Here is a 22,502-nt window from a genome sequence, read left to right as displayed (position 1 = left end):
TATTTTTCAGGATAATGCCAGTGTATGGGTAATGGCACAATTTTCAGTAAATGCCTCATCATGACTGACCAGTAATAATGCCCCTTTATAACTGCGCAGCACATTTTCCAGTAATAACCTGGAATCGAGATCCAGATGATTATCCGGCTCATCCAGCAATAAAATATCCGGCAAAGGTTCGGATAATGTTAATGCCAGCAATGTAACTTTCAGCTGTTCACCGCCGCTTAACTGTGACAACGGAATTAACCCCTTATCACCCCTGATCCGCAATGCCCCGAGATGGGTGCGCCAGGTCTGTGCCGGAATGGCAGGATCAAACTCACACAGTGCTTCTGTGACCGGCAGGGCTTTATTCAGCAGCGCCAGATGCTGATCCAGATATCGCAGACGGCCGTGCAGGGAGTAATCCCCGGATTTTACAGTGAGCAGGCCCGCCAGTACTTTCAGTAATGTGGATTTTCCGCAGCCGTTGCGCCCGGCAATATGCCAGTGTTCACCGCCGGAAATAGTCAGCGACAGCGGCTCCTGTGTGCCGGACGGTAAAATCAGATCACGGGCATTGATCCGCACCCGTTTTTGCTCTCCGGTATAATTAAAGGCCAGCATCTGCGGGGTGATATGCTGTATTTTCTCATTCACCTCCCGGCGCTGACTGTCCCGCTGAGTCATAACCCGGTCATGGCGGCCGGTTATTTTTGATTGTTGTTTCTCTGCTTTATTCTTTTTCATATCCAGCAGCAGGGCAGAGGAGGAGCCGGATAAACGGACTTTCTCTCCCTGACGGCGGCGCTGCGCCTTTTTTTCCAGTGTGCGCTGCAACTCCGTTTTTTCTCTGTTCAGCTGCGACTGTAACTGTTTTTCTTCACTCTGTAATGCGCTGAGCTGAAAGGCTTTCTGCTCCGCATAATGGGTGTAATTGCCGCCGTACTCTTCCAGTGCTGACGGCGTGAGTTCAAAAATTCGCTGCATGGTGTCGAGCAAACGGCGCTCGTGGCTGATCACCAGTGCGCCGGCCGGATGATTCCGCAGTTGCTCACTCAGCCAGCAGCGTCCGGCGGCATCCAGATGGTTTCCGGGTTCGTCCAGTAACAGAAAGGCGCGCGGCTGCAAAAAGGCGCGGCAGAGTGCCAGCCGGGTTTGCTCACCACCGCTCAGACTTGTGCAGAGGGTGTCCGCCGGGAGATGCGCCAGCTGCGCACTTTCCAGCAGGGATTGCTGTTGTCGCGGCATATCCCATTTATCCGCCAGAAAATCATAATCCTCCGCGGTGGCGGTGCCGTCCTCTGTGCGGCGCAGTGCGGCCAGAATTTCTGCGGTTCCGAGTGCATCCGCCAGTGTGATACCGGAAAGGCGGGTCAGCTGCGGCACATAATAAAACGGTACCTGCCAGCTGATCGTGCCGGAGGCCGGTTGCCGCTGCTGTGCGAGCAGCGACATCAGTACGGATTTACCGCGCCCGTTATGACCGGTCAGCCCCTGAACCTGACGGGTTAATGTACCGCTGATGTTATCAAACAGCGGAATATCGTTAAATGTCACTGATAAGTGAGAAAAATGGCATTGTACGGACATACAAAAGCTCCTGAATAAACAGGGGCAGGCGGATATGCCGGATATAAAAGAAAATGATGACGAGGATAGCTGCCTGCCCGATATCAAAACAACGCATTAATAAAAACGCGGATGATACAGCAATGGGATTCAGGCAATTAAATCATGTCGGCAGACATCCTCAGGGGAAATGAACTGCGGCAATGGTGTCAAATAAATACCGGATTGTAAACCCCCGGTTTCCGGGATTTCCTCAGAGTACGCAGGAATGATTTTTTCCCGGAATGTTACTGTCAATCGCCGGTATTTTCGTTATTCTGTCCGGCCTTGAGATTTTTTTATTTTCCGGCAGCGGAAATTCAGTAACAGGATGGGTTATGAGTTCAGCAGAAACGGTATATCAGGTTGATCAGAAACACCGGATTATCACCTGTGTGATTACATTCTTTGTGGTTATTGTGCTTTATATCGCACTGGCATACTTATTTCAGACACGGATGCCGGGTGTGGCTGCCGCACTGGGTCTGACGGTGTATGTCTATATCGCGCAGTTCCCGGTGATTAAAGTGTACGGCGATAAACTGACATCCAAAATCGCTGTCGGTAAAGTGGTGGCAATGCCGTTTGACGGCGGGCATTTCTCCTTACAGGAAGTGAAGGGGCTGAAAGCGTTAATGGTCTCGTTTTCCACGGACTCTTATATTCTGAGCTATCATCCGGCAAACAGCCGCCGTGTCCGTATTGTCGGACCGACACTGAAAAAGGCACAGTTAAAAGCGATTTTTGACGCCATCCCGGAACAGTCAAAACGCGCGTTATAATACGGTTGCCCGGCGATGATGCCGGGCATTTGCTTCTGTTCCCGCGTTTCCCGTGAAAACCATATGTGTTACCATGGTCACACTTTTCTGCTCAAAAGCTGTATCGATACAGCTTTTCTTTACGGGGGACCATAATGACTGAAACCCTGTCACGAAATCAGGCCTGGCTGCGGGTAATGGTACTTGCGGTGGCGGCATTTGTATTTAATACCACTGAATTTATTCCGGTTGCGCTGCTGAGTGATATCTCGGCGGGTTTTTCGATGCAACCCGCAGAGACAGGACTGATGATCACCATTTATGCCTGGGTGGTGGCGCTGACGTCGCTGCCGCTGATGCTGCTGACGGCGCGTATTGAGCGGCGCAAATTACTGCTCTGGCTGTTTACCGTATTTGTTATAAGTCACATTGTGTCCGGGCTGGCACAGCGTTTTGATGTGCTGGTGGTCAGCCGGATCGGTGTCGCACTGGCACATGCGGTATTCTGGTCGATCACCGCGTCTCTGGCCGTCAGGGTGGCACCGCCCGGTAAAAAATCCCAGGCACTGGGGTTGCTGGCGACCGGCACGGCGCTGGCAACCGTACTGGGGCTGCCGATTGGCCGTGTTATCGGGCAGTGGGTTGGCTGGCGGATGACGTTCTTCTGTATCGGCGGCCTGGCGTTGATCACCATGGCGGCGATGGCGCGTTTTCTTCCGCTGTTGCCGAGTGAGCATTCCGGCTCCCTGAAAAGTATCCCGGTTCTGTTCAGACGACCGGCGTTACTGGGAATTTTTGTACTGACCGCGATTGTGGTAACCGGACATTTCACCGCTTATAACTATATTGAGCCGTTTGTGCAGACCGTTGCCGGGAAGTCACAGGATTTCGCCACGCTGTTTCTGCTGGTTTTCGGGGCGGCGGGGATTATCGGCAGTGTTATTTTCAGTCGTTACAACACCCGGCTGCCGCTGCTGTTTCTGCCTGCGGCGATAACATTACTGACGGTATGCCTGATGCTGCTGATGACCAGCCGCGTGACTGATACCGCGCTGATTATCCTCGGTGTTGTCTGGGGTATCGGTATGATGTGTACCGCGCTGGGATTACAGGTCAAAGTGATCGATTTGTCACCGGATGCCACCGATCTGGCGATGTCTGTTTATTCGGGCATTTTTAATATCGGTATCGGCGGCGGGGCGCTGCTGGGTAATCAGGTGATTATTCATATGGGAATGGAAGAGATAGGCTATGCAGGGGCGGTGTTTGCCGTGGCGGGTGTGCTTATTTCACTGTTTGTTTTCAGTCGTTACCGGGCCTTGTTTATACAAAGGCCGAAAGCGGAAAGCCGTATTACCTCTCATAATCCGACATAAATTAATCATATCCCGCCCCATTTCGCTGCGGGATTTTTTTTCTGATTTCTTTATAATATCCGCCTTACTGAGTGATAAAGATATGAACGGGTGATTTATGAATGGTTTATTGTGGCTGACACTGGCCGTGGGTGCGGAAGTGGTGGCGACCTCAATGTTACGGGCGGCGGACGGTTTTACCCGGCTGATACCGTCGGTCGTGGTGGTGATCGGCTATTGTGTGTCGTTCTGGGCGCTGTCTCAGGTGGTGCGGATGATGCCGCTGGGGATAGCGTATGCTATCTGGTCCGGAATGGGGATCGTGATTGTCTCTGCCGCCGCTTATTTTATCTATCACCAGAAACTGGATTTACCCGCAGTTATCGGGATGGCTCTCATTATTGCGGGTGTATTAGTGATAAATTTATTCTCGAAAAGCAGTGTTCACTGAGCTGCATCCGCAGCTATGAGGCTATAATCATGATATCAGTTCCATTTTTCCGCCGCCCGGGGCGGGTATTGTGCAGTGTTATTGTTGCGGCAGCGGCTTTTGCTGCGGGTTGCAGCAGTTCACCGGATACGGTGCAGCAGAAACAGATCCCGCGCTATCAGCAGCCGTTAATTGATTTAACCGAAGATGCCCGTGCCAGCTGCAGCTATGCAGGCGGAACGCCGTCACTTATCCGCGAGCTGAACGGTGCACAGACACCGGGATGTCAGTTTGCCAACGGCAAACGCTGCAGCCAGCAGTCACTGCTTTCCGGAAGTTGCGGGTCGGTATTGTGAAAGATATTCTGAACAGCCGCGTTATGATGACGCGGCTGTTATTTGATTGGGTAAGATCAGAACAGGCGACGCGGCTGTTTGCGGTGAATGAACTGGGATAATAATACCAGCGCACTGATCAGCAGATACACAGCAAAGATACCGATAAGCCACTGCGGCATATCCAGTTTCAGGAACACCCATTGCTGAACCGCACAGTCACCGGATGCTTCAAACACTGACGGCAGCCAGGTATTGAGCGGCAGCCATTCCGGGAAATTCACAAAGAAATCACAGGTATTGAACGGAGACGGGTAGAGCTGGATCATGGTGTGTTCCCATGACAGCTGTAATCCGGCAATCCCACTGTAAATCCACAGGGCAACAGCCAGCCAGCGGATGATAACGCTGCGTGGTGCTATCCAGCCGAGGAATCCGGCAAAGGCAATGCCCAGAACAGCAATACGTTCATAAATACACATCACACACGGCTGTAATCCCATTCCGTGCTGAAAGAACAGGGCGATACCGTCGAGTGCCAGTGCGGAGATCATCAGTAAAAACCATGCACTGCGGCCCCGCGAACACTCATAAAGATAAGTCAGCATAATTGTATCCGGGTTATCCGATTAATAAGAAACAGATTAACTAACGCAGCGACTGTACGATAAAAAATACAGCAGTGCACCCCTTTTCCGCATTTACGGCGGGCAGAAACAAAAAAACCGGAATAACACTGTTATTCCGGTTAGTGCAGTGTAAAAAGGTGGTTACGGCAGTGTAATCACACCATTAGCAGCCATCCATTCTGAAACCGGTACCAGCCATAATTCAACACCGAAGAAACCGACCAGTGTCATCACGATGGTGTAAGGCAGCGCCATTATCACCATTTTTCCGTAGGAAAGCCGGATCAGCGGTGCCAGTGCGGACGTCAGCAGGAACAGGAATGCCGCCTGACCGTTTGGTGTTGCCACCGACGGCAGGTTTGTCCCGGTATTGATAGCAACGGCCAGATATTCATACTGTGTATAGGATACCAGTCCGGCTTTCATCGCCGTCATTGCCTCATTGATATAGACCGTGCCGACAAAGACGTTATCAGAGACCGCCGAAAGCAGGCCGTTGAACAGATAGAACAGCGACAACTGCGACGACGGATCTGAGCTGAGGACAAACTGGATAAACGGTGTGAATAATTTCTGGTCAACAATTACCGCAACAACGGAGAAAAACACAGTCAGCAGAGCGGTAAACGGCAGTGCTTCTTCGAAAGCCTCACCGAGAGCATGTTCTTCCGTGATCCCGCAGAATGCTGTCGCCAGAATAATGACAGATAAACCGATCAGCCCGACTTCGGCCAGATGGAAGGCCAGTGCAGTGATAAGCCAGATACCGATAAGGCCCTGAACAATTAACTGCATTTTTTCCTGTTTTGTCCGGCGTGCTGCAGATTTTTGTGCATTATCCTCCAGTACGGCTCTGACCCGCTCCGGCAGTTCCGCACCGTAACCGAACAGTTTAAACCGTTCCACCAGGTAGCAGACCAGCAGACCACAGACAAATACCGGAATTGTTACCGGCGCCATGCGCAGGAAGAAATTCACGAAATCCCATCCGGCATGTTTGGCAATAATCAGGTTCTGCGGTTCACCGACCATGGTCATCACGCCGCCCAGTGCGGTACCGATACCGGCATGCATCATAAGGCTGCGCAGGAAGGCCCGGAACTGATCCAGTGTCTGACGCTTTTCGGTGCTGTCGATAAATTCATCGTCACTGAGCGTCACCGTTTCTTTTCCGGAAGAGGCATACTGATGATAAATCGCATAAAACCCGACAGACACACTGATCACCACGGCAATCACCGTCAGTGCATCCAGAAATGCGGATAAAAATGCACTCGCCAGACAGAAAGCAAGAGAAAGCGCGCGTTTGGAACGGATAGACAGGAGTAGTTTGGTAAACAGAAACAGCAGCAGCTGCTTCATAAAGTAAATACCTGCAACCATAAAGATCAGCAGCAGGATAACCTCAAGGTTATTCACAATCTCATGGCTGATTTGCGCCGGCGATGTCATACCGATCAGTACTGCCTCAATCGCCAGCAGGCCGCCGGGTTGCAGCGGATAGCACTTCAGTGCCATCGCAAGGGTGAAAATAAACTCAATGACCAGCAACCAGCCGGCTGTAAAAGGGTCAATAAAGAAGTAAACAACCGGATTTATAATTAAAAAAAGAATAATAGCAAGCTTATACCAGTCAGGAGAGTGGCCCATGAAGTTCTTCAGGAAGGCCTGCCGCATTGATATTTCCATTGTTGCTGTGTGTCCTCCGCAGGGGGTGAAAAGATGATCCGCGTATAACTACAGTGCTTTATACTACGCCGGTATTCTGAATTTATTAAGAATTTAAATCAACTGATGGTCACAGGCAGTACCATCATGATTTATGACCGGACTCACTCTTTCGCAAGCTGATTGCTATATCGCGGCATCACATTCTGTTATCATCCGGATAATTGGAAGGTTAATTAATTGCTTTGGACGAAGTCACCTATGGTAATCAAGGCGCAGAGCCCTGCGGGGTTTGCAGAAGAATATATTATTGAAAGTATCTGGAATAACCGCTTTCCGCCGGGATCTATCTTACCCGCAGAGCGTGAGTTATCTGAACTGATCGGAGTGACCCGGACAACCCTGCGTGAAGTGTTACAGCGTCTTGCCAGAGATGGCTGGCTGACGATTCAGCACGGTAAACCGACAAAAATTAATAATTTCTGGGAAACATCCGGACTGAACATCCTGGAAACCATTGCCCGTCTCGATCACGAAAGCGCGCCGAAACTGATTGAGAACCTGCTGGCAGCCAGGACTAACATTGCTTCTATTTTTATCCGTACTGCGTTTCGCAATAATCCGGAAAAATCACTGGAAATTCTCAGTCAGGAAAATGAACCGGATGATAATTCCGATGCGTTCAGCCAGTATGATTATGACGTGTTCCGCGGCCTGGCGTTTGCCTCCGGTAACCCGATTTACGGCCTGATCCTCAACGGGCTGAAAGGGTTGTACACCCGTGTAGGCCGGTTCTATTTCGCAAGCCCGGAAGCCCGTAAACTGGCACGGAATTTTTATCAGCAACTGACCGGCCTGTGCCGTGAAAAAGCCTATGATAAAGTGCTGGATTGTGTCCGCAGCTACGGCAAAGAGAGCGGAACTATCTGGCAGACCATGCAGAGCGGTATTGCACAGGATCTGAATCCGCAGTAACACCGACTGTATATGATGAAAAACCGGCGCTGAGCCGGTTTTTTGTTATGCACAGGCCAGTGCCTGTAATATCGCCTGTGACTGTGTCCAGAGCAGGGAACCGCCTTCTTCCGCAAACAGATGATGTTCCGCGCGGGGAAAGCGTCCGGCCAGAATCTTGCCGCTATCAGGGGAATGCACGGTACTGGTGTCCTTCTCCCCGTACCACAATGATACCGGACAGGTAATTTGTTCCGGGGTAAATCCCCATTCCTGCATGGCAATCAGCAAATCCTGTGTATAGCCTTCATTTCCCTGAGAAAATGCCTCTGCCATACACTGCCGGTAAACCGGTAAAAAATCAGCCGCCTGATAAACCGCCAGGTCTGTTTCCCCGCTGTAATTCAGAATGAAATTCATCAGCCAGTCTGCGGTGATATTTTCCCGTACCCATGCGATAAACCCGTCAGGCTGAGTCCGCGCGTTATTCTGCATATCAATAACATCCGCAGATAACAGCGCCCGGGTTGGCGGGTAATCTAACTGATCCTGTCCCGAAATCAGTGCCAGAGCGGAAACTTGCGCATAATACGCCAGTGCCATGGCATAAACCGCACCCTGAGAGAATCCGGCCGCCCTGAACCGGGTGTAACCCAGCGACTGCATCAGAAAAGTGGCATCTGCGGCAAAGGATTTCAGGGATTTTCCGGCATCGGGAGAAGAATCCCCGAGCCCGGGACGATCCGGGGTTATCAGCCGGATATTATTGTCTGCCAGGTAAGGAATACCGAACCCGGCGGAGCCACTCATGCCTGCACCAGTACAGAACACAACCGGTGTACCGGTTTCCGGGCCGGAATCATACCAGCTGAAGCGGCGGCCATCGGGTAAGAGGGTAATGTTTTTACGTTGGTTTTTAATATTCATCGTTATTACCGGAAAATATGCCGTAAGGCATAAAAAAGAAGAGGGGTTTTCTGATAAATAACCAGCGTAACGTAAATATACGGATTATTTATTCAGTCTGGTGTCATCGGCAACAAAGACGGGTGTCCGGTTGCGTTTCGCGATGAGTTCGCAGCGGTGCCTGCGACAGATAGGCTGCATACTATTTAACAAATGCTTATATTACAAGATAATAAAATCATTTTCGGATAAAAGGATAATTTAATTAATTATATCAGTGATTAAAAAAAATACTGTTTTGTGACCGGCAGCAAAGAAACAGACTTAATATGACGTGAGGGGATTTCGCTATGTTGGCAAAATGTTTCTGAAATATTATGCTGATGCTAATGTGAAATAAATAACAAGGCGGCAACATGAACATTGTCATCCTGGGAAGTGGTGTTATCGGTGTCACAACAGCCTGGTATCTCGCGCAGAAAGGGCACGATGTGACTGTTATCGACAGGCAGCCGGCGGCGGCGGAAGAAACCAGCTTCGGTAATGCCGGGCAAATCTCTCCCGGTTATGCCACGCCGTGGGGTGCTCCGGGTATTCCGCTGAAAGCCGTGAAATGGATGTTTGAAAAACATGCCCCGCTGGCCATCAGACCGGATGGTTCGCTGTTCCAGTTACGCTGGATGTGGCAGATGCTGCGCAATTGCGGTGCTGATTATTACGTCATGAATAAAAGCCGTATGGTACGGATTGCGGAATACAGTCGTGACTGCATGAAAGCATTACGCGCCGAAACCGGAATACAGTATGAGGGGCGTCAGGGCGGCACACTGCAACTGTTCCGCACACAAAAACAGCTGGATAACGCAGCCAATGATATTGCAGTTCTGAAACAGGAAGGTGTGGCGTACCGCCTGCTGAGTGCCGGTGAACTGCATGAGGCAGAACCGGCGCTGGCCCATGCGGAACATAAACTGGCGGGTGGCCTGCAACTGCCGAATGATGAAACCGGGGACTGCAATCTCTTTACTAAACGGCTGGCGGAAATGGCGGAGCAGGCCGGGGTGAAATTCCGTTTCGGTGTCAATATTCACCGTCTGCAATTCAGCGGTGATCGCGTCAGCGGGGTGATTTGTGATGAAGAAGTGATCACCGGTGATCAGTATGTGGTGGCGCTGGGGTCATACTCGACAAAATTGCTGCACGGCCATATCGCCATTCCGGTGTATCCGTTGAAAGGTTATTCTCTGACCATGCCTATTATTGATGAAAGTCGTGCTCCTGCATCCACGGTACTGGATGAAACCTACAAAATTGCGGTGACCCGTTTTGATCAGCGTATCCGTGTCGGCGGCATGGCAGAAGTGGTCGGTTTTAACCTTGATATTGTCAAACGGCGCTGTGAAACACTGAAAATGGTGGTGCAGGATCTTTACGGTGGCGGCGGGGATATCAGCAAAGCCACGTTCTGGACCGGTCTGCGCCCGATGACACCGGACGGCACACCGATTGTCGGGCCGACGGCATACAGTAACCTGTTCCTCAATACCGGCCACGGCACCCTCGGGTGGACAATGGCCTGCGGCAGCGGGCAGTTGCTTGCCGATATTATGTCCGGCGATAAACCGGCTATCCGGGCGGATGATCTCGCGGTATCCCGTTATCTGAACGGGTTCAGAACCCGGCTGGTGATCCCGCAGCAGTTACATACCGCATAACCAACAAAATAAGGAGTGGTGATTTTATGCCTCGTCCGATACAGGCTGTGATTGACAGTGAAGCTGTCCGCTATAATCTGGCCAGGGTAAAAGAGCGGGTCAGCCCGTCCCGGGTATGGGCAGTGGTAAAAGCGGATGCATACGGACATGGCATTGAACGGATTTTTCCGGCACTGGCGCAAGCGGAGGGCATTGCGCTGCTGGATTTCAGTGAGGCAGTGAAGGTTCGCGAACTGGGCTGGCAAAAGCCGGTTCTGTTGCTGGAGGGATTTTTTCAGCCAGAAGATCTGTCACTGATTGACCGTTATCAGCTGTCAACATCTGTACACAGCGAGTGGCAGATTAAAGCGATAGAGGAAGCTTCATTTATTCATCCACTGAATGTGTATCTGAAACTGAACAGTGGTATGAACCGATTGGGTTTTTCTCCGGCGGCGTACCTGAATGCACTCCAGCGTCTGACAGTATTACCGCAGGTCGGCACTATCACACTGATGAGCCATTTTGCGGATGCGGATTTAACCGCCGGTATTCATAAACAGATGTCGCGCATTGCGCTGTTCAGTTCTCTGAATTTACCGCAGTGTCTGGCAAATTCCGCAGCGGCCTTGTGGGAACCGGACACCCGCGCGGATGAAGTACGCTGCGGTATCATCCTCTATGGTGTTTCACCCAGCGGCAACAGTGCGGATATTGCAGAGTTCAGCCTGAAACCGGCGATGACTCTCCGCAGTGAAATTATTGCTGTTCATGATATTGAAGCCGGTGAAACCGTGGGTTACGGCAGCCGTTTTACCGCCGCGGCGCCGATGCGGATTGCCACCATTGCCTGTGGTTATGCCGATGGTTATCCGCGCCATGCACCGGACGGCACACCGGTCTGGATTGCCGGTCAGCGCTGCCCGCTGGCGGGACGGATCTCCATGGATATGCTGACAGTTGATATCACCCGCTGCCCGGAGGCGGATATCGGTACACCGGTTGAATTGTGGGGCGCGAATCTTCCGGCGGATGATGTCGCACAATATGCCGGGACTATCGGCTACGAACTGCTGACAGCACTGGCACGGCGGGTACCGGTGATCACTGCCGGGTAATTATACGTCTTTCCGGCTGTTTTTATGATCCTGATAAATACCCGGCCACTCTGTGCGCAGTAAACTGTTCCGGTTGAAATCAGGCAGGAGTGCGTTATGCAGGCGGGTGTGGAAATCCGGGTGAAGGGAAAAGTTCAGGGAGTCGGGTTTCGTCCGGCTGTCTGGCAGATAGCACATCAGATGGGATTGTGCGGGGATGTCAGCAATGACAGTGAAGGGGTACTTATCCACCTTCCGGCAGATGCGGATATAGCCGGTTTTATCAGTCAGTTACAGGCACAATGCCCGCCGCTGGCGCGAATCGACCATATCGGGCAGCAGCATTATATCTTTGAACAGTGTCCGGCGGCATTTACCATCACCGCCAGCGGACAGGGGGAAATGGATACCGAAATTATCCCGGACGCAGCAACCTGTGATGTTTGTCTGAGTGAATTGTTTGACCCCGGCAACCGCCGTTACCGTTATCCTTTTATTAACTGCACACACTGCGGGCCTCGTTTTACCATTATCAGGGGAATGCCGTATGATCGCCCGAACACAGCGATGTCGGTTTTTCCGTTTTGTCCGGTGTGTCAGCATGAATACCGTGACCCGGCAGATCGCCGCTTCCATGCGCAGCCGAATGCCTGTCCGGATTGCGGGCCGCATATCTGGCTGACGGATCCGCAGCAGCAGATTACCGCCCGCTTTGATGATGCTCTGTCAGCCGCAGTCCGTTTGCTGAAAGATGGCAAAATTCTGGCGATGCAGGGACTGGGTGGCTTTCACCTGGTGGCGGATGCACAAAACAATGAAGCTGTGGCTGCACTGAGAGCCCGCAAACACCGGCCTGCCAAGCCATTTGCGGTGATGATACCATCCGTTGACTGGCTGGCGGAATGCACGGGGCGGGAGCCGGATCCCGGCCTGATTACCCTGCTGAAAAGCCCTGCCGCACCGATTGTGCTGACAGATGAACCGGAAGTGATCGCCGCATTATCACCGCTGGTCGCGCCGGGATTGTGTGAAACCGGTATTATGCTGCCGTCTAATCCGCTACAGCACCTGTTGCTGCATGATATTCAGCGTCCGCTGATTATGACCTCCGGGAATGCATCGGGCCATACTCCGGCGCTGGATCACGCAGCAGCATTTGAGCAGCTCAGTTCCATTGCCGATGGTTTTCTGCTGCATAACCGTGAAATTATTCAGCGGGCGGATGATTCTCTTGTCCGTTATCAGGCCGGAGATATTCAGGTGTTGCGGCGTGCCCGTGGTTATGTGCCGGATGCTATCGATGTCAGCGCAGTGACCGGCAAAAATCCGCCGGCAGTTCTGGCGCTGGGCGGTGATCTGAAAAACACCTTCTGCCTGCTGCATCATCAGCAATTGATTACCGGGCCGCATCTCGGGGATTTGGCTGATCTCTCCGTACAGGGGCAATTGGAGGCTTCGCTGAAACTGTTTGAGCAGATTTATCAGATGAAACCACAGGTTATCGCCGGGGATGCGCATCCCGGCTATATCAGTCATCAGATGGGGATGGCACTGGCACAGGCGCATCAGGTGCCGTTTATACCGGTTTACCATCATCACGCGCATATTGCAGCCTGTCTGGCAGAACACGGCTGGCGTCAGGAAGATGGCGAAGTCGTCGGAATTGCACTCGACGGCCTCGGATACGGGGCAGATAACACATTGTGGGGCGGTGAAATCCTGGCGGGTGATTACCGTCATATGACCCGTACCGGCGGGTTACCGGCCGTGAGTCTGCCCGGCGGGGACAAAGCGGCGGTACAGCCGTGGCGTAACCTGCTGGCTCATCTGCATCACGCCGGTTTATGGCTGTCTTCACCATTGGCATCACGGCTTGCCGGGAAGAATGTATCATTGCTGATTAAAGCCATTGAGCAGGGTATCAATGCCCCGAAAGCATCATCCTGCGGGCGTTTGTTTGATGCAGTGGCCTGTGCGCTCGGATTAACCGCAGATCAGATAAGCTGGGAAGGGGAAGCCGCCTGTGCGCTGGAAAATTGCGCGTTACAGTGTCACAATCAGGAAGAGCTTATCACCGGTGAAACACTGCCGCTGATGACGGGTAATATCATTGATTTACGTCCGCTCTGGCAGATGCTGGCGGATGATACTCTGACAATACCGGAAAGAGCATTCCGTTTTCATGTGCTGCTGGCAAATACAGTTGCCGGGCTGGCAGATGAGACAGCGACCCGGCGAAATACGGATACCATCGTGCTCTCCGGCGGGGTGTTTAATAACCGGTTATTGCGTCGCTTGATTAAGGACAGATTAAGCCACAGACAGGTGCGGGAACCCCGTCAGTTGCCATGCGGTGATGGCGGAATAGCGGCAGGTGAGGCACTTATCGCTGCAATGACATTACTTCACTGAAACCGGTGGCACGATTTAGCACAGTAAATATTTGTAATTTTTATCATCGCTGAATTATCATTCACCGTAATATATGCGCCCCGCAAACATTTGTTGCGGTAATTTGTACATGAATTTAACTCAGGAAATGATAATGCATAAGAAATTAACCGGCCTGCTCAGTCTCAGTATGTTAACTGTCATGTCAGCCTCTGCCTTTGCAGACGACGGAAAATGGTCTGTCGGTGCTTCCGTACTCTATCAGGAGCAGGCATACCGCGGCACAAAAACATCTGATAAATTTATGCCGGTTCCGATGGTTAACTATGAAGGTAAAAACTTTTATTTTCATACCTTAGCGACCGGTTATTATCTGTGGAATGACAAAAAAGATCAGCTGTCCGTTGACCTGTTCTACTATCCGCAGGCATACCGTGCCAAAGATAATAAAGATTCCCGTATGCGCAAGCTCGATAACCGCCGCGATACTGCCATGGCCGGGCTGAGCTACCGCCATCATGAAGAGTGGGGAACACTGCGTACCAACTTCTCCGGGGATATCCTGGGTAAAAGTGACGGTATGCGTTTTGATGCCGCTTACCTTTACGGGTTTGAGGGCGACAAATGGTCTGTCCAGCCGGGCGTGGGTGTGATCTGGTCCAGCGAAAAACAGAACCGTTATGAATACGGGATCACTGCTGCTGAATCCCGCCGCAGCGGTCTGGATGAATACCGTCCGGGCAGCAGCTGGACACCGTATGTTGAGGTGTCCGGTCATTATCAGTTTGATGAAAACTGGTCTGCATTCGCGATGGGCCGTATCGACCTGTTACCAAGTGAGGCCAAAGACAGCCCGATGGTGGATAAAAAACACACCTCTATCCTGTGGACTGGTGTGACTTATACTTTCTGATAATTCAGTGGTATAACAGAACTGCACCCGACCTGTGTCCGGTGCAGTTTTTTTATGGCTGTTAACCATGCCGGAGGGCTCTTGTGATCAGTGTGTTGCGTCATTGTCTGCTGTTGCTCTGTTTTTTTGCCTCCGCCGTGTACGCGTGGCAGCCGCAGCAGGGCGATATTATTTTCCATACCTCGCGCTCCTCTCAGAGCCTCGCTATACAAAAAGCGACAGGGTCGGTCTACAGCCATATGGGGATTATTCTGCTGCGTGACGGTAAGCCGTATGTGTATGAGGCGGCAAAAACAGTCCGCTTTACACCGCTGAAACAGTGGATTGCGCGCGGCACCGGTAACCATTACGTGGTGAAACGCCTGAAAAATCAACTGAGTGCATCACAGCAGCAGGCATTGTACCGTGAAGCGATCCGGTATCAGTCCCGGCCTTATGACCTGACATTTTCATGGGATGATGAGCGGATTTATTGTTCGGAACTGGTCTGGAAAATCTATAAAAATGCCCTGAATACAGAGGTCGGTCAGTTACAGACATTACGGGAATTTGATTTATCCTCGCCGGAAGTACAGGCAAAGATGAAAGAACGGTACGGAAAGGCAGTTCCGCTGGATGAAACGGTGATTTCGCCGGTGGCTATGTTTGATTCGCCGCTGCTGACAACGGTATATGAAAGCCGGTAATCATTCACCGGCCTTATGTGTTCCTGTGCAGCCCGTCAGCCGATTTTCGGGTTCAGGCGGATACGGACAGAGAGATGGGACGGTTTATCGCCCTGCGGAGCCATAGGGCGGTTAATCCGCGCACTTTCGGCACACACCATCGTTTTATAACCGTCATCCGGCATATCTGCCATTGAAGCAGACAATGCTGCACCCGGGTTCCAGCACACCACGTCGCTGTGATGGAAGTGCACCACTTCAATATGACGTTTTAATTTCTTATCGTGGATATAGGTGGATTGTTCCGGCTCGGTATAGATGCGGTCGGTACGGCCGTTGAAAACCAGCTTTGTCTCTTCCGTATATTCTTCACGCTGTGACAGATTATCCAGCAGATGCTGCCCCAGCCCGCTGATACTGACCTGTGCAATATCCCCGACAGTAAAATAGGTATGCAGTGCCGCGGTTGCCTGATACTGCCCGTAAGCTTCCAGCTCGACCTCACAAGTGTCTCCCAGGCGGATGCGGGCGATCAGTGTGAACTCGTGCGGCCACAATTTGCGGGTTTCAGCACTGTCACGCAGGGTAAAGGTCAGAAATACACCCTCTTCATTTTCATTATGAGCCGTGAACTCCCACTGCATAATACGGGCAAAACCGTGGGAAGGCGCCTGCACCGGGCCGAACCACGGCCAGCAGATCGGGATCCCGCCGCGGATGGCCACACCCGGGGTAAATGCACTGTTTTCACTGAGCCATAATCCCGGCTGTTCTGAACCGCCCGGTTGCCATGCCAGCACCTGTGCTCCCTGAAAACTGACCGCAGCACGGACTTTCGGATGGTCGATCACAATAACCGGCAAATCCCCCATCTGACGCTGGGACAGTGAAGGGGTGATCGGACTGGTAACCGGTAACGCAAGAAGGCGCTCAATCATAATTTACCCTTTTGTAATAAAAACAGGACATTTACTTTCTACTTTACGACTGTTTGCCCCAAAACAAAAGAGCCGCAAAAGCGGCTCTTTGTGAGGATAACAGAGTGCAGACTTATTTGGAGATGTGTGCAATCAGATCCAGTACTTTATGAGAATAACCGGTTTCGTTGTCATACCAGGAAACCAGTTTCACAAAGTTGTCGTTCAGGGCGATACCGGCTTTGGCATCGAACACAGAAGTCAGTACTTCGCCGTTGAAGTCAGTGGAAACCACGTCATCTTCGGTGTAACCCATCACGCCTTTCAGTTCGCCTGCTGCTGCCGCTTTGATTGCTTCACAGATTTCAGCGTAAGTTGCGGCTTTTTCCAGACGGACAGTCAGGTCAACAACAGAGACGTTAGGAGTAGGAACACGGAAAGACATACCGGTCAGTTTACCGTTCAGTGCAGGGATAACTTTACCCACTGCTTTTGCTGCGCCGGTAGAAGACGGGATGATGTTCTGGGATGCACCGCGGCCGCCGCGCCAGTCTTTGTGTGAAGGACCGTCAACAGTTTTCTGGGTGGCAGTGGTGGCGTGAACAGTGGTCATCAGGCCTTCAACGATACCGAATTTGTCGTTGATGACTTTTGCCAGTGGTGCCAGGCAGTTAGTGGTACAGGATGCGTTAGAGACGATTTCCTGGCCCGCGTAATCTTTGTGGTTAACACCCATAACAAACATCGGGGTTGCATCTTTGGAAGGACCGGTCAGAACGACTTTCTTCGCGCCTGCCTGGATGTGTTTGCGTGCAGTTTCGTCAGTCAGGAACAGACCGGTTGCTTCAGCAACAACATCAACACCGGCTTCGTTCCACTTCAGGTTCGCAGGGTCACGTTCGGAGGTAACGCGGATAGTTTTACCATTAACAACCAGATGGCCATCTTTCACTTCAACGGTACCGTTAAAACGGCCGTGAGTTGAGTCGTACTTCAGCATGTATGCCATGTAATCTGCATCGAGCAGGTCGTTGATTGCAACGATTTCGATATCTGAACGCTCTTGTGCAGCACGGAATACGATACGGCCGATACGACCAAAACCATTAATACCTACTTTGATAGTCATAGTATTACCACCAGCTATTTGTTAGTGAATTAAAGTTGCTACTAAAGTTACCAAAACCTTGCCAGCCGTCAAGCGGAATCGTGTCAATTAATGTCATTTAACATTTAATCTGCTCAACAAATCGCCACTTTCAGTAAATTTGTCGCCGCTATTATCGGGACTTAGCGGAATAAAGACAGCGTGTATGGGGCATAAATGTGAAACATGTCACAAATAAGTGGTGTCAATGCTGACATGACAAGTTTAGAATAACATCCGGTCATTTGATGTTAATTTTTTGTTATTCTGTATTCTGACTGACCCTGCACAATAATGATAAGGATTCAGCTATGTCCGGGACTGATAAAAAGCGGGATACACCCGCTGAGCTGACAGAGATTCAGCGCTATGTCACACAGGAAGCGGGAACTGAGCACCCGTTTACCGGCCGCCTGCTCTATAATGAGAAACAGGGGGTATACCGTTGTATTTGTTGTGGTTATCCGCTTTTTTATTCGGATACCAAGTTTGATGCCGGCTGCGGCTGGCCGAGTTTTTATGAGCCGGTCAGCAAAAGTGCAGTCCGGTATATTGACGATACCTCTCATGGCATGCATCGTATTGAGACCCGTTGTGGTCATTGTGATGCGCATCTGGGGCATGTTTTTCCTGACGGGCCTGCGCCGACAGGGCAGCGTTATTGTATTAACTCAGCATCACTGAGTTTTGAAGATGAAAAAACAAAAGTAATAACAAACGGTTAGTTTGGTTATATTGAAATTTAACATTTGTATAACGATAGAAAAAACGATTCAGCTTCTGATGTGATCAAAACGTGAAATCAGACGCTTTCGGGGAAGGAACTGTATGGAAATTGATGATTTATTGTCCGCCATGACGCCGGAAGTCTACGGGCGTCTGGTGACAGCCGTCGAACTGGGTAAATGGGCCGATGGTGTACCACTGACGGAATCTCAGAAAAGCAGCAGCCTGCAGCTGGTGATGTTATGGCAGTCCCGCCATAATGCGGATCCGGCGCATATGACGGTGGGTACTGACGGGGAAATCAGCCTGAAAAGTAAGCAGGAACTGAAAGCGCTGTTCACCGATACGCATCTGGCCACACTGAAACCGCAGGACTGAGTGTAAAACGGGACAGTGTTGACTGTCCCGTCATGACGTTTGCTACTCTTTTTCGCCGCAGAACTGAGCAGCTGTCTGCAAACGCGCTCCGGCGTTCTCCATCTCTGCAAATGCGGTGAGGCTGTCATCCGGCCGTAAATTAACACCCCGGCAGCCGTCCGTGATCACCGTGACGGCAAATCCTTCCGCCAGGGCATCCAGCACCGTAAATTTAACACAGTAATCGGTGGCAATTCCCAGTACCACAAGGTGTGTGATCTGCAGTTCTGCCAGCAGTTGCAGCAGAGCGGTCGGCTCGCGGTGGTCGTTATCATAAAACGCGCTGTAACTGTCCACCGCGGGGTTTTCACCCTTATAAATAATATGAGTGATAGCCTGTTTATTGAGCTCAGGATGAAAATCCGCCCCCGGTGTGTTCTGCACACAATGCACCGGCCACCAGACCTGCGGCAGCCCGTTCAGTTCGCCGCATTCACCAATCACTGTCCCGGAGTTGACCGCAAAGCTCAGATGCTCAGCCGGATGCCAGTCCTGACTGGCGATCACCGGGATATTCTGTTGCTGACAACGGGCTATCATCCGGTTCGCTGTGCGGATCACCGCATCACTGTCGCGGACAGCCAGGCTGCCGCCCTGACAAAAATCATTCTGAATATCCACCAGAAGCAGTGCCGGTTTCATTGCAGACTCCTCAGTTGTCGTTATAGCTCAGTTCGCCGCGCAGATCCTGCTGCATCAGAATGCGGATTTCATCGCTGGTGTAATCCTGGCTGAGCAGATAATGCAGTTTGGTCAGCGCCGCCTCGAAGGTCATATCAAAGCCGCTGATCACGCCGGCTTCTGCCAGTGCATGACCGGTGGCATAGCCGCCCATATTGACGCGTCCTGAAATACACTGTGTCAGATTGATCACAATGATGCCGCGCTCTGTGGCCTCCCGTAATGCGGTGAGCAGTTTCGGCTGCTGCGGTGCATTACCGACACCGTAAGAGCGGATAATCAGTGCCTTGACCGGTTGCTGCAGAATATTGTTTACCACATCCACTGATAAGCCCGGATACACGGTTACCACGCCGATGGGCTGCGGGGTGATGTTATGCAGCGTGAAAGGTGCGGTGCTTTGCGGCAGCGGGTGCGTATTGAGATTACGGATATTAATCCCGGCTTCCATCAGCGGCGGGTAGTTCGGGGAGGTAAAGGCCGCAAAGCCGTCAGCATGCGCTTTGACGGTGCGGTTGCCCCGGTATAAACGGTTATTGAAGAATAATCCCACTTCATTGACCGGATAATTCGCCGCCAGATAAAGGGCATTAAGCAGATTGATCTGGCCATCTGAGCGCAGTGCCTCAAGCGGAATTTGTGACCCTGTCACAATTACCGGCTTGGTCAGGTTCTCAAACATAAAGGAGAGCGCTGATGCGGTGAACGCCATGGTATCCGTACCATGCAGGATAACGAAACCATCATAGTGGTCATACTGGGCTTTGATATCATCCGCGATACACTGCCAGTCATCCGGTGTCATATCGGAAGAATCAATCAGCGGCTGGTGCTCGGTGATGGTGAAATCCGGCATCTCCGGACGGAAGAACTCAGGCATTTTGGCAACCTGGCGCTGAAGGTGGCCGGAAACAGGGATATAGCCCTGCGCCGAGTGCTGCATACCGATAGTCCCGCCGGTATAGACCACATAAATGGATTTCTTTTGCATGTTACTGCTCTTAACAATGAGTACAGGGAAGGAAATTATAGGGGCTTCAGAAATAAAAAAAAGCCTGTTCGTCACGAACAGGCTCAGGCCGTTGACAAACCCGCAGGGGGTGGCAACGACCGTCAGAGGTTGTGAAAATAAATAAGGAAAATCAATTTATTGATTTTCGGCTGATAACACAAAGCAGGAAAAACCACGTTTTATCCTGCTTTGTCAGCAATTTCAGCCTGTTCGTCACGAACAGGCTTTTGTCAGCTGAGAATAAAACTTACTGAATATTGGTACAATTCAGACAGAACGCATAGCGGTACTGCGGATCCGTCAGCATTTTCATAAAGGATGCCTGTTGTGTCAGTTGTGCGCCGACCGGCGCCGGGATCAGTCCCTGCAATGATGACGGCAGTGTCACCTTCACATTACCGGCCGTTTCCGCGAGCAATCTGTCAATGAATGTCATTTCCGGCTGCATCCAGTTCAGTACCGGATGCTCAACAGAGGCCAGCTCTGCGGCTTTGGCAACCGCATCATCAAAATCACCGAGTTTATCGACCAGGCCGTTAGCTTTGGCATCTGAACCGACCCAGACACGACCCTGCGCAATTTTATCCACTTCCTCCGGCGTCTTGTGACGGGATTTGGCAACGAGATTAATAAAATTGCTGTAGCCGCTTTCAATATAGAGCTGCATCAGCTCTGAGAATTCCGGTGTCAGTGCTTTGGTCACAGTGGCATCGGCCAGCGGCGAGGTGGACACACCGTCAGTGTGCACACCGATTTCGCTCAGAGAGTCCTCAAACGTGGTGACCACGCCGAAAATACCGATGGAGCCGGTAATGGTGCTCGGTGAGGCAACAATGTAGTTTGCCGGTGTTGAGACCCAGTAACCGCCGGAAGCTGCTACTCCGCCCATGGAAACCACCACGGCTTTGCCGCTCTGTTTCAGTGCTGCGACTTCCGCACGGATCTGCTCCGATGCCGTCACACTGCCGCCCGGGCTGTTCACCCGCAGTACCAGCGCTTTCACTTCCGGATCCAGACGGGCTTCGCGGAGCTGTGCGGCGATGGTGTCACTGCCGGCCATGCCGGGGGCATCCGGGCCGTCAACGATAGCACCCTGAACCACAACCACGGCGATGTTACCGGTGGTCTTGCCCTGCGGCACGCCGATATTCAGGTTTTTGGCATATTCGGCAAACGGAATCGCATTGATTGTGTTGTTTTTCTTATCCCAGCCGAAAGTTTTGGCCATTTCTGATTCAAACACGTTAGCCGGCATGATTTCATCAACCAGTTTTTGCGTGACGGCATAAGCGGCATTATCACCTTTTGCCGTTTTCATCAGAGCCAGCATCTGCTGTGCGCCCGGGAAAATGGTGTTCTTACCGGTTTTACGGTTTTCCGCGAGACTGGTGAGATAGTTATCCCACAGCACACTGATAAAACGCTGTGTGGATTCGCGGGCTTCCGGTGACATATCGTTGCGCAGCATCGGCTCAACCGCCGATTTATAGGTACCGACGCGGAAGATATGGGTTTTCACCTTCAGCATTTCCAGCAATTCGTTATAATACAGCGTATTGGTGGCGAAGCCGTAGATACCGACGCTGCCCTGCGGCGGCATATATATCTTGTCTGCATAGGATGCCAGGTAATACTGAGCCTGGTTATAGTTTCCGCTGACAGCATAGACCCGTTTGCCCTGTTTGCGGAATTCTGTGATGGTTTTACCGATATACTGAAGTGACGGCTGGTCGGCACCAACGAAATCATCCAGCTTCAGGATCATTCCGGTAATATCCGGGTCGGTGGCGGCAGTACGGATAGTTTCCACCACATCAAACAGGGAGTTTTCCTGTAACTGACCGGAAGACGCGCCAAGCAGCTGGAGCGAGAGGCTTTCCAGCGGACTGTTACGGGTCAGCTGATCGACGACAACACCGGAAAGATTTACATATAATGCTCCGGGTTCACGGCTGGTCTGAGTATCCTGCTCACTCAGCAGTGCATAGGCCCCGGCGGCTAACAGCAGTATGATGATAAAAAGGACATTGGCGACAAGCTGACGTACAAAATTCAGTATACGCCAGCTCCATTTAAATATTCCGGCAATGATAGTCCATAAAGTATGCATGACGGCTCCAAAGACAAAGATGTCCTGCTATCGTAAAGAGGATGTGCGGATTTGTCAGCCTGAAAACGACACATTGCGGAAAATATAGGCAGTTAAGCAAT

Annotated in this window: 21 protein-coding genes; 12 read left to right on the top strand and 9 right to left on the bottom strand. The window is 51.4% G+C overall.

The genetic code is table 11. The annotated features are described in order from the left end of the window. Window positions 1-6: 6 nt before the first annotated feature. Complete coding sequence (locus ACSBQN_RS06960) at window positions 7-1,575, bottom strand: ATP-binding cassette domain-containing protein (RefSeq protein WP_036408111.1); 1,569 nt, start codon at window positions 1,573-1,575, stop codon at window positions 7-9. A 356-nt stretch (window positions 1,576-1,931) separates the two neighbouring features. Here ACSBQN_RS06960 and ACSBQN_RS06955 point away from each other — a divergent pair, with 356 nt between their 5' ends. The 4 genes from ACSBQN_RS06955 (at window position 1,932) to ACSBQN_RS06940 (ending at window position 4,495) form a co-directional block, all read left to right on the top strand. Beyond that, the gene (locus ACSBQN_RS06955; RefSeq protein ID WP_236595556.1) at window positions 1,932-2,375 is read left to right on the top strand and encodes a hypothetical protein; all 444 of its coding nucleotides are present in this window, start codon (window positions 1,932-1,934) and stop codon (window positions 2,373-2,375) included. A gap of 134 nt (window positions 2,376-2,509) precedes the next feature. Next, complete coding sequence (locus ACSBQN_RS06950) at window positions 2,510-3,730, top strand: sugar transporter (RefSeq protein WP_354632742.1); 1,221 nt, start codon at window positions 2,510-2,512, stop codon at window positions 3,728-3,730. Between the two features lie 97 nt (window positions 3,731-3,827). Continuing rightward, window positions 3,828-4,160 carry an SMR family transporter gene (locus ACSBQN_RS06945; RefSeq protein ID WP_004235527.1) on the top strand — a complete coding sequence of 111 codons (333 nt, stop codon included), beginning with the start codon at window positions 3,828-3,830 and terminating at the stop codon, window positions 4,158-4,160. Window positions 4,161-4,189: 29 nt separating this feature from the next. Then, window positions 4,190-4,495, top strand: a complete 306-nt coding sequence (locus tag ACSBQN_RS06940) for a putative hemolysin (protein WP_024473202.1) — start codon at window positions 4,190-4,192, stop codon at window positions 4,493-4,495. A 56-nt stretch (window positions 4,496-4,551) separates the two neighbouring features. On the opposite strand, the gene dsbB is transcribed toward ACSBQN_RS06940, so the two are convergent. Then, window positions 4,552-5,082, bottom strand: coding sequence for a disulfide bond formation protein DsbB (dsbB, locus tag ACSBQN_RS06935; RefSeq protein ID WP_024473201.1), 531 nt, complete (start codon window positions 5,080-5,082; stop codon window positions 4,552-4,554). A 162-nt stretch (window positions 5,083-5,244) separates the two neighbouring features. Further along, a complete protein-coding gene (gene nhaB / locus ACSBQN_RS06930; protein WP_024473200.1) occupies window positions 5,245-6,792 on the bottom strand; it encodes a sodium/proton antiporter NhaB in 1,548 nt (515 codons plus the stop codon). 240 nt (window positions 6,793-7,032) lie between these two features. Here nhaB and fadR point away from each other — a divergent pair, with 240 nt between their 5' ends. Beyond that, the gene (fadR, locus tag ACSBQN_RS06925) at window positions 7,033-7,746 is read left to right on the top strand and encodes a fatty acid metabolism transcriptional regulator FadR (RefSeq protein WP_004235531.1); all 714 of its coding nucleotides are present in this window, start codon (window positions 7,033-7,035) and stop codon (window positions 7,744-7,746) included. A 45-nt stretch (window positions 7,747-7,791) separates the two neighbouring features. Here the strand turns inward: fadR and ACSBQN_RS06920 are convergent, their stop codons facing one another. Beyond that, a complete protein-coding gene (locus ACSBQN_RS06920; RefSeq protein WP_024473199.1) occupies window positions 7,792-8,652 on the bottom strand; it encodes an alpha/beta fold hydrolase in 861 nt (286 codons plus the stop codon). 395 nt (window positions 8,653-9,047) lie between these two features. Between ACSBQN_RS06920 and ACSBQN_RS06915 the strand changes: the two genes are divergently transcribed. From ACSBQN_RS06915 to ACSBQN_RS06895, 5 genes are all read left to right on the top strand, one after another. Further along, complete coding sequence (locus ACSBQN_RS06915; protein WP_024473198.1) at window positions 9,048-10,346, top strand: D-amino acid dehydrogenase; 1,299 nt, start codon at window positions 9,048-9,050, stop codon at window positions 10,344-10,346. Between the two features lie 26 nt (window positions 10,347-10,372). After that, window positions 10,373-11,443, top strand: coding sequence for an alanine racemase (gene alr / locus ACSBQN_RS06910; RefSeq protein WP_354632743.1), 1,071 nt, complete (start codon window positions 10,373-10,375; stop codon window positions 11,441-11,443). Between the two features lie 96 nt (window positions 11,444-11,539). Further along, window positions 11,540-13,834, top strand: coding sequence for a carbamoyltransferase HypF (gene hypF / locus ACSBQN_RS06905; protein ID WP_214177193.1), 2,295 nt, complete (start codon window positions 11,540-11,542; stop codon window positions 13,832-13,834). Window positions 13,835-13,967: 133 nt separating this feature from the next. Next, a complete protein-coding gene (locus ACSBQN_RS06900) occupies window positions 13,968-14,726 on the top strand; it encodes a MipA/OmpV family protein (RefSeq protein ID WP_015422743.1) in 759 nt (252 codons plus the stop codon). Window positions 14,727-14,821: 95 nt separating this feature from the next. Next, window positions 14,822-15,412: a YiiX family permuted papain-like enzyme gene (locus ACSBQN_RS06895; RefSeq protein WP_024473195.1), complete on the top strand. Its 591-nt coding sequence runs from the start codon at window positions 14,822-14,824 to the stop codon at window positions 15,410-15,412. 35 nt (window positions 15,413-15,447) lie between these two features. On the opposite strand, the gene ACSBQN_RS06890 is transcribed toward ACSBQN_RS06895, so the two are convergent. Further along, entirely contained in the window at window positions 15,448-16,329 is an 882-nt protein-coding gene (locus tag ACSBQN_RS06890) for a D-hexose-6-phosphate mutarotase (protein WP_049241959.1), read from the bottom strand. Between the two features lie 112 nt (window positions 16,330-16,441). Further along, complete coding sequence (gene gapA / locus ACSBQN_RS06885; protein ID WP_004235539.1) at window positions 16,442-17,437, bottom strand: glyceraldehyde-3-phosphate dehydrogenase; 996 nt, start codon at window positions 17,435-17,437, stop codon at window positions 16,442-16,444. Between the two features lie 329 nt (window positions 17,438-17,766). Between gapA and msrB the strand changes: the two genes are divergently transcribed. Continuing rightward, window positions 17,767-18,180: a peptide-methionine (R)-S-oxide reductase MsrB gene (gene msrB / locus ACSBQN_RS06880; RefSeq protein WP_024473194.1), complete on the top strand. Its 414-nt coding sequence runs from the start codon at window positions 17,767-17,769 to the stop codon at window positions 18,178-18,180. A gap of 103 nt (window positions 18,181-18,283) precedes the next feature. After that, window positions 18,284-18,559: a YeaC family protein gene (locus ACSBQN_RS06875; RefSeq protein ID WP_004235541.1), complete on the top strand. Its 276-nt coding sequence runs from the start codon at window positions 18,284-18,286 to the stop codon at window positions 18,557-18,559. A 42-nt stretch (window positions 18,560-18,601) separates the two neighbouring features. Here ACSBQN_RS06875 and pncA read toward each other — a convergent pair whose 3' ends face one another. From pncA to sppA, 3 genes are all read right to left on the bottom strand, one after another. After that, window positions 18,602-19,240: a bifunctional nicotinamidase/pyrazinamidase gene (pncA, locus tag ACSBQN_RS06870; RefSeq protein WP_024473193.1), complete on the bottom strand. Its 639-nt coding sequence runs from the start codon at window positions 19,238-19,240 to the stop codon at window positions 18,602-18,604. A gap of 10 nt (window positions 19,241-19,250) precedes the next feature. Next, window positions 19,251-20,270 carry an asparaginase gene (gene ansA / locus ACSBQN_RS06865; RefSeq protein ID WP_004235543.1) on the bottom strand — a complete coding sequence of 340 codons (1,020 nt, stop codon included), beginning with the start codon at window positions 20,268-20,270 and terminating at the stop codon, window positions 19,251-19,253. Window positions 20,271-20,538: 268 nt separating this feature from the next. Next, window positions 20,539-22,401 carry a signal peptide peptidase SppA gene (gene sppA, locus ACSBQN_RS06860; protein ID WP_024473192.1) on the bottom strand — a complete coding sequence of 621 codons (1,863 nt, stop codon included), beginning with the start codon at window positions 22,399-22,401 and terminating at the stop codon, window positions 20,539-20,541. Between the last annotated feature and the right edge of the window lie 101 nt (window positions 22,402-22,502).

This window comes from Morganella sp. B601 (assembly GCF_051172335.1).
GTDB classification, from domain to species: domain Bacteria; phylum Pseudomonadota; class Gammaproteobacteria; order Enterobacterales; family Enterobacteriaceae; genus Morganella; species Morganella morganii.
Note: the sequence above shows the minus strand (reverse complement) of the source record. Positions and strands in the feature narration are given on the sequence as shown.

Bases quoted from the DNA above. Each gene is read 5' to 3' on its own strand.
- ACSBQN_RS06955 (WP_236595556.1), top strand. From the start codon at position 1,932: ATGAGTTCAGCAGAAACGGTATATCAGGTTGATCAGAAACACCGGATT.
- ACSBQN_RS06945 (WP_004235527.1), top strand. From the start codon at position 3,828: ATGAATGGTTTATTGTGGCTGACACTGGCCGTGGGTGCGGAAGTGGTG.
- ACSBQN_RS06960 (WP_036408111.1), bottom strand. From the start codon at position 1,575: ATGTCCGTACAATGCCATTTTTCTCACTTATCAGTGACATTTAACGAT.
- ACSBQN_RS06940 (WP_024473202.1), top strand. From the start codon at position 4,190: ATGATATCAGTTCCATTTTTCCGCCGCCCGGGGCGGGTATTGTGCAGT.
- hypF (WP_214177193.1), top strand. From the start codon at position 11,540: ATGCAGGCGGGTGTGGAAATCCGGGTGAAGGGAAAAGTTCAGGGAGTC.
- dsbB (WP_024473201.1), bottom strand. From the start codon at position 5,082: ATGCTGACTTATCTTTATGAGTGTTCGCGGGGCCGCAGTGCATGGTTT.
- ACSBQN_RS06915 (WP_024473198.1), top strand. From the start codon at position 9,048: ATGAACATTGTCATCCTGGGAAGTGGTGTTATCGGTGTCACAACAGCC.
- gapA (WP_004235539.1), bottom strand. From the start codon at position 17,437: ATGACTATCAAAGTAGGTATTAATGGTTTTGGTCGTATCGGCCGTATC.
- ACSBQN_RS06920 (WP_024473199.1), bottom strand. From the start codon at position 8,652: ATGAATATTAAAAACCAACGTAAAAACATTACCCTCTTACCCGATGGC.
- sppA (WP_024473192.1), bottom strand. From the start codon at position 22,401: ATGCATACTTTATGGACTATCATTGCCGGAATATTTAAATGGAGCTGG.
- ACSBQN_RS06950 (WP_354632742.1), top strand. From the start codon at position 2,510: ATGACTGAAACCCTGTCACGAAATCAGGCCTGGCTGCGGGTAATGGTA.
- alr (WP_354632743.1), top strand. From the start codon at position 10,373: ATGCCTCGTCCGATACAGGCTGTGATTGACAGTGAAGCTGTCCGCTAT.
- ACSBQN_RS06900 (WP_015422743.1), top strand. From the start codon at position 13,968: ATGCATAAGAAATTAACCGGCCTGCTCAGTCTCAGTATGTTAACTGTC.
- ACSBQN_RS06890 (WP_049241959.1), bottom strand. From the start codon at position 16,329: ATGATTGAGCGCCTTCTTGCGTTACCGGTTACCAGTCCGATCACCCCT.
- pncA (WP_024473193.1), bottom strand. From the start codon at position 19,240: ATGAAACCGGCACTGCTTCTGGTGGATATTCAGAATGATTTTTGTCAG.
- ACSBQN_RS06875 (WP_004235541.1), top strand. From the start codon at position 18,284: ATGGAAATTGATGATTTATTGTCCGCCATGACGCCGGAAGTCTACGGG.
- msrB (WP_024473194.1), top strand. From the start codon at position 17,767: ATGTCCGGGACTGATAAAAAGCGGGATACACCCGCTGAGCTGACAGAG.
- fadR (WP_004235531.1), top strand. From the start codon at position 7,033: ATGGTAATCAAGGCGCAGAGCCCTGCGGGGTTTGCAGAAGAATATATT.
- ansA (WP_004235543.1), bottom strand. From the start codon at position 20,270: ATGCAAAAGAAATCCATTTATGTGGTCTATACCGGCGGGACTATCGGT.
- nhaB (WP_024473200.1), bottom strand. From the start codon at position 6,792: ATGGAAATATCAATGCGGCAGGCCTTCCTGAAGAACTTCATGGGCCAC.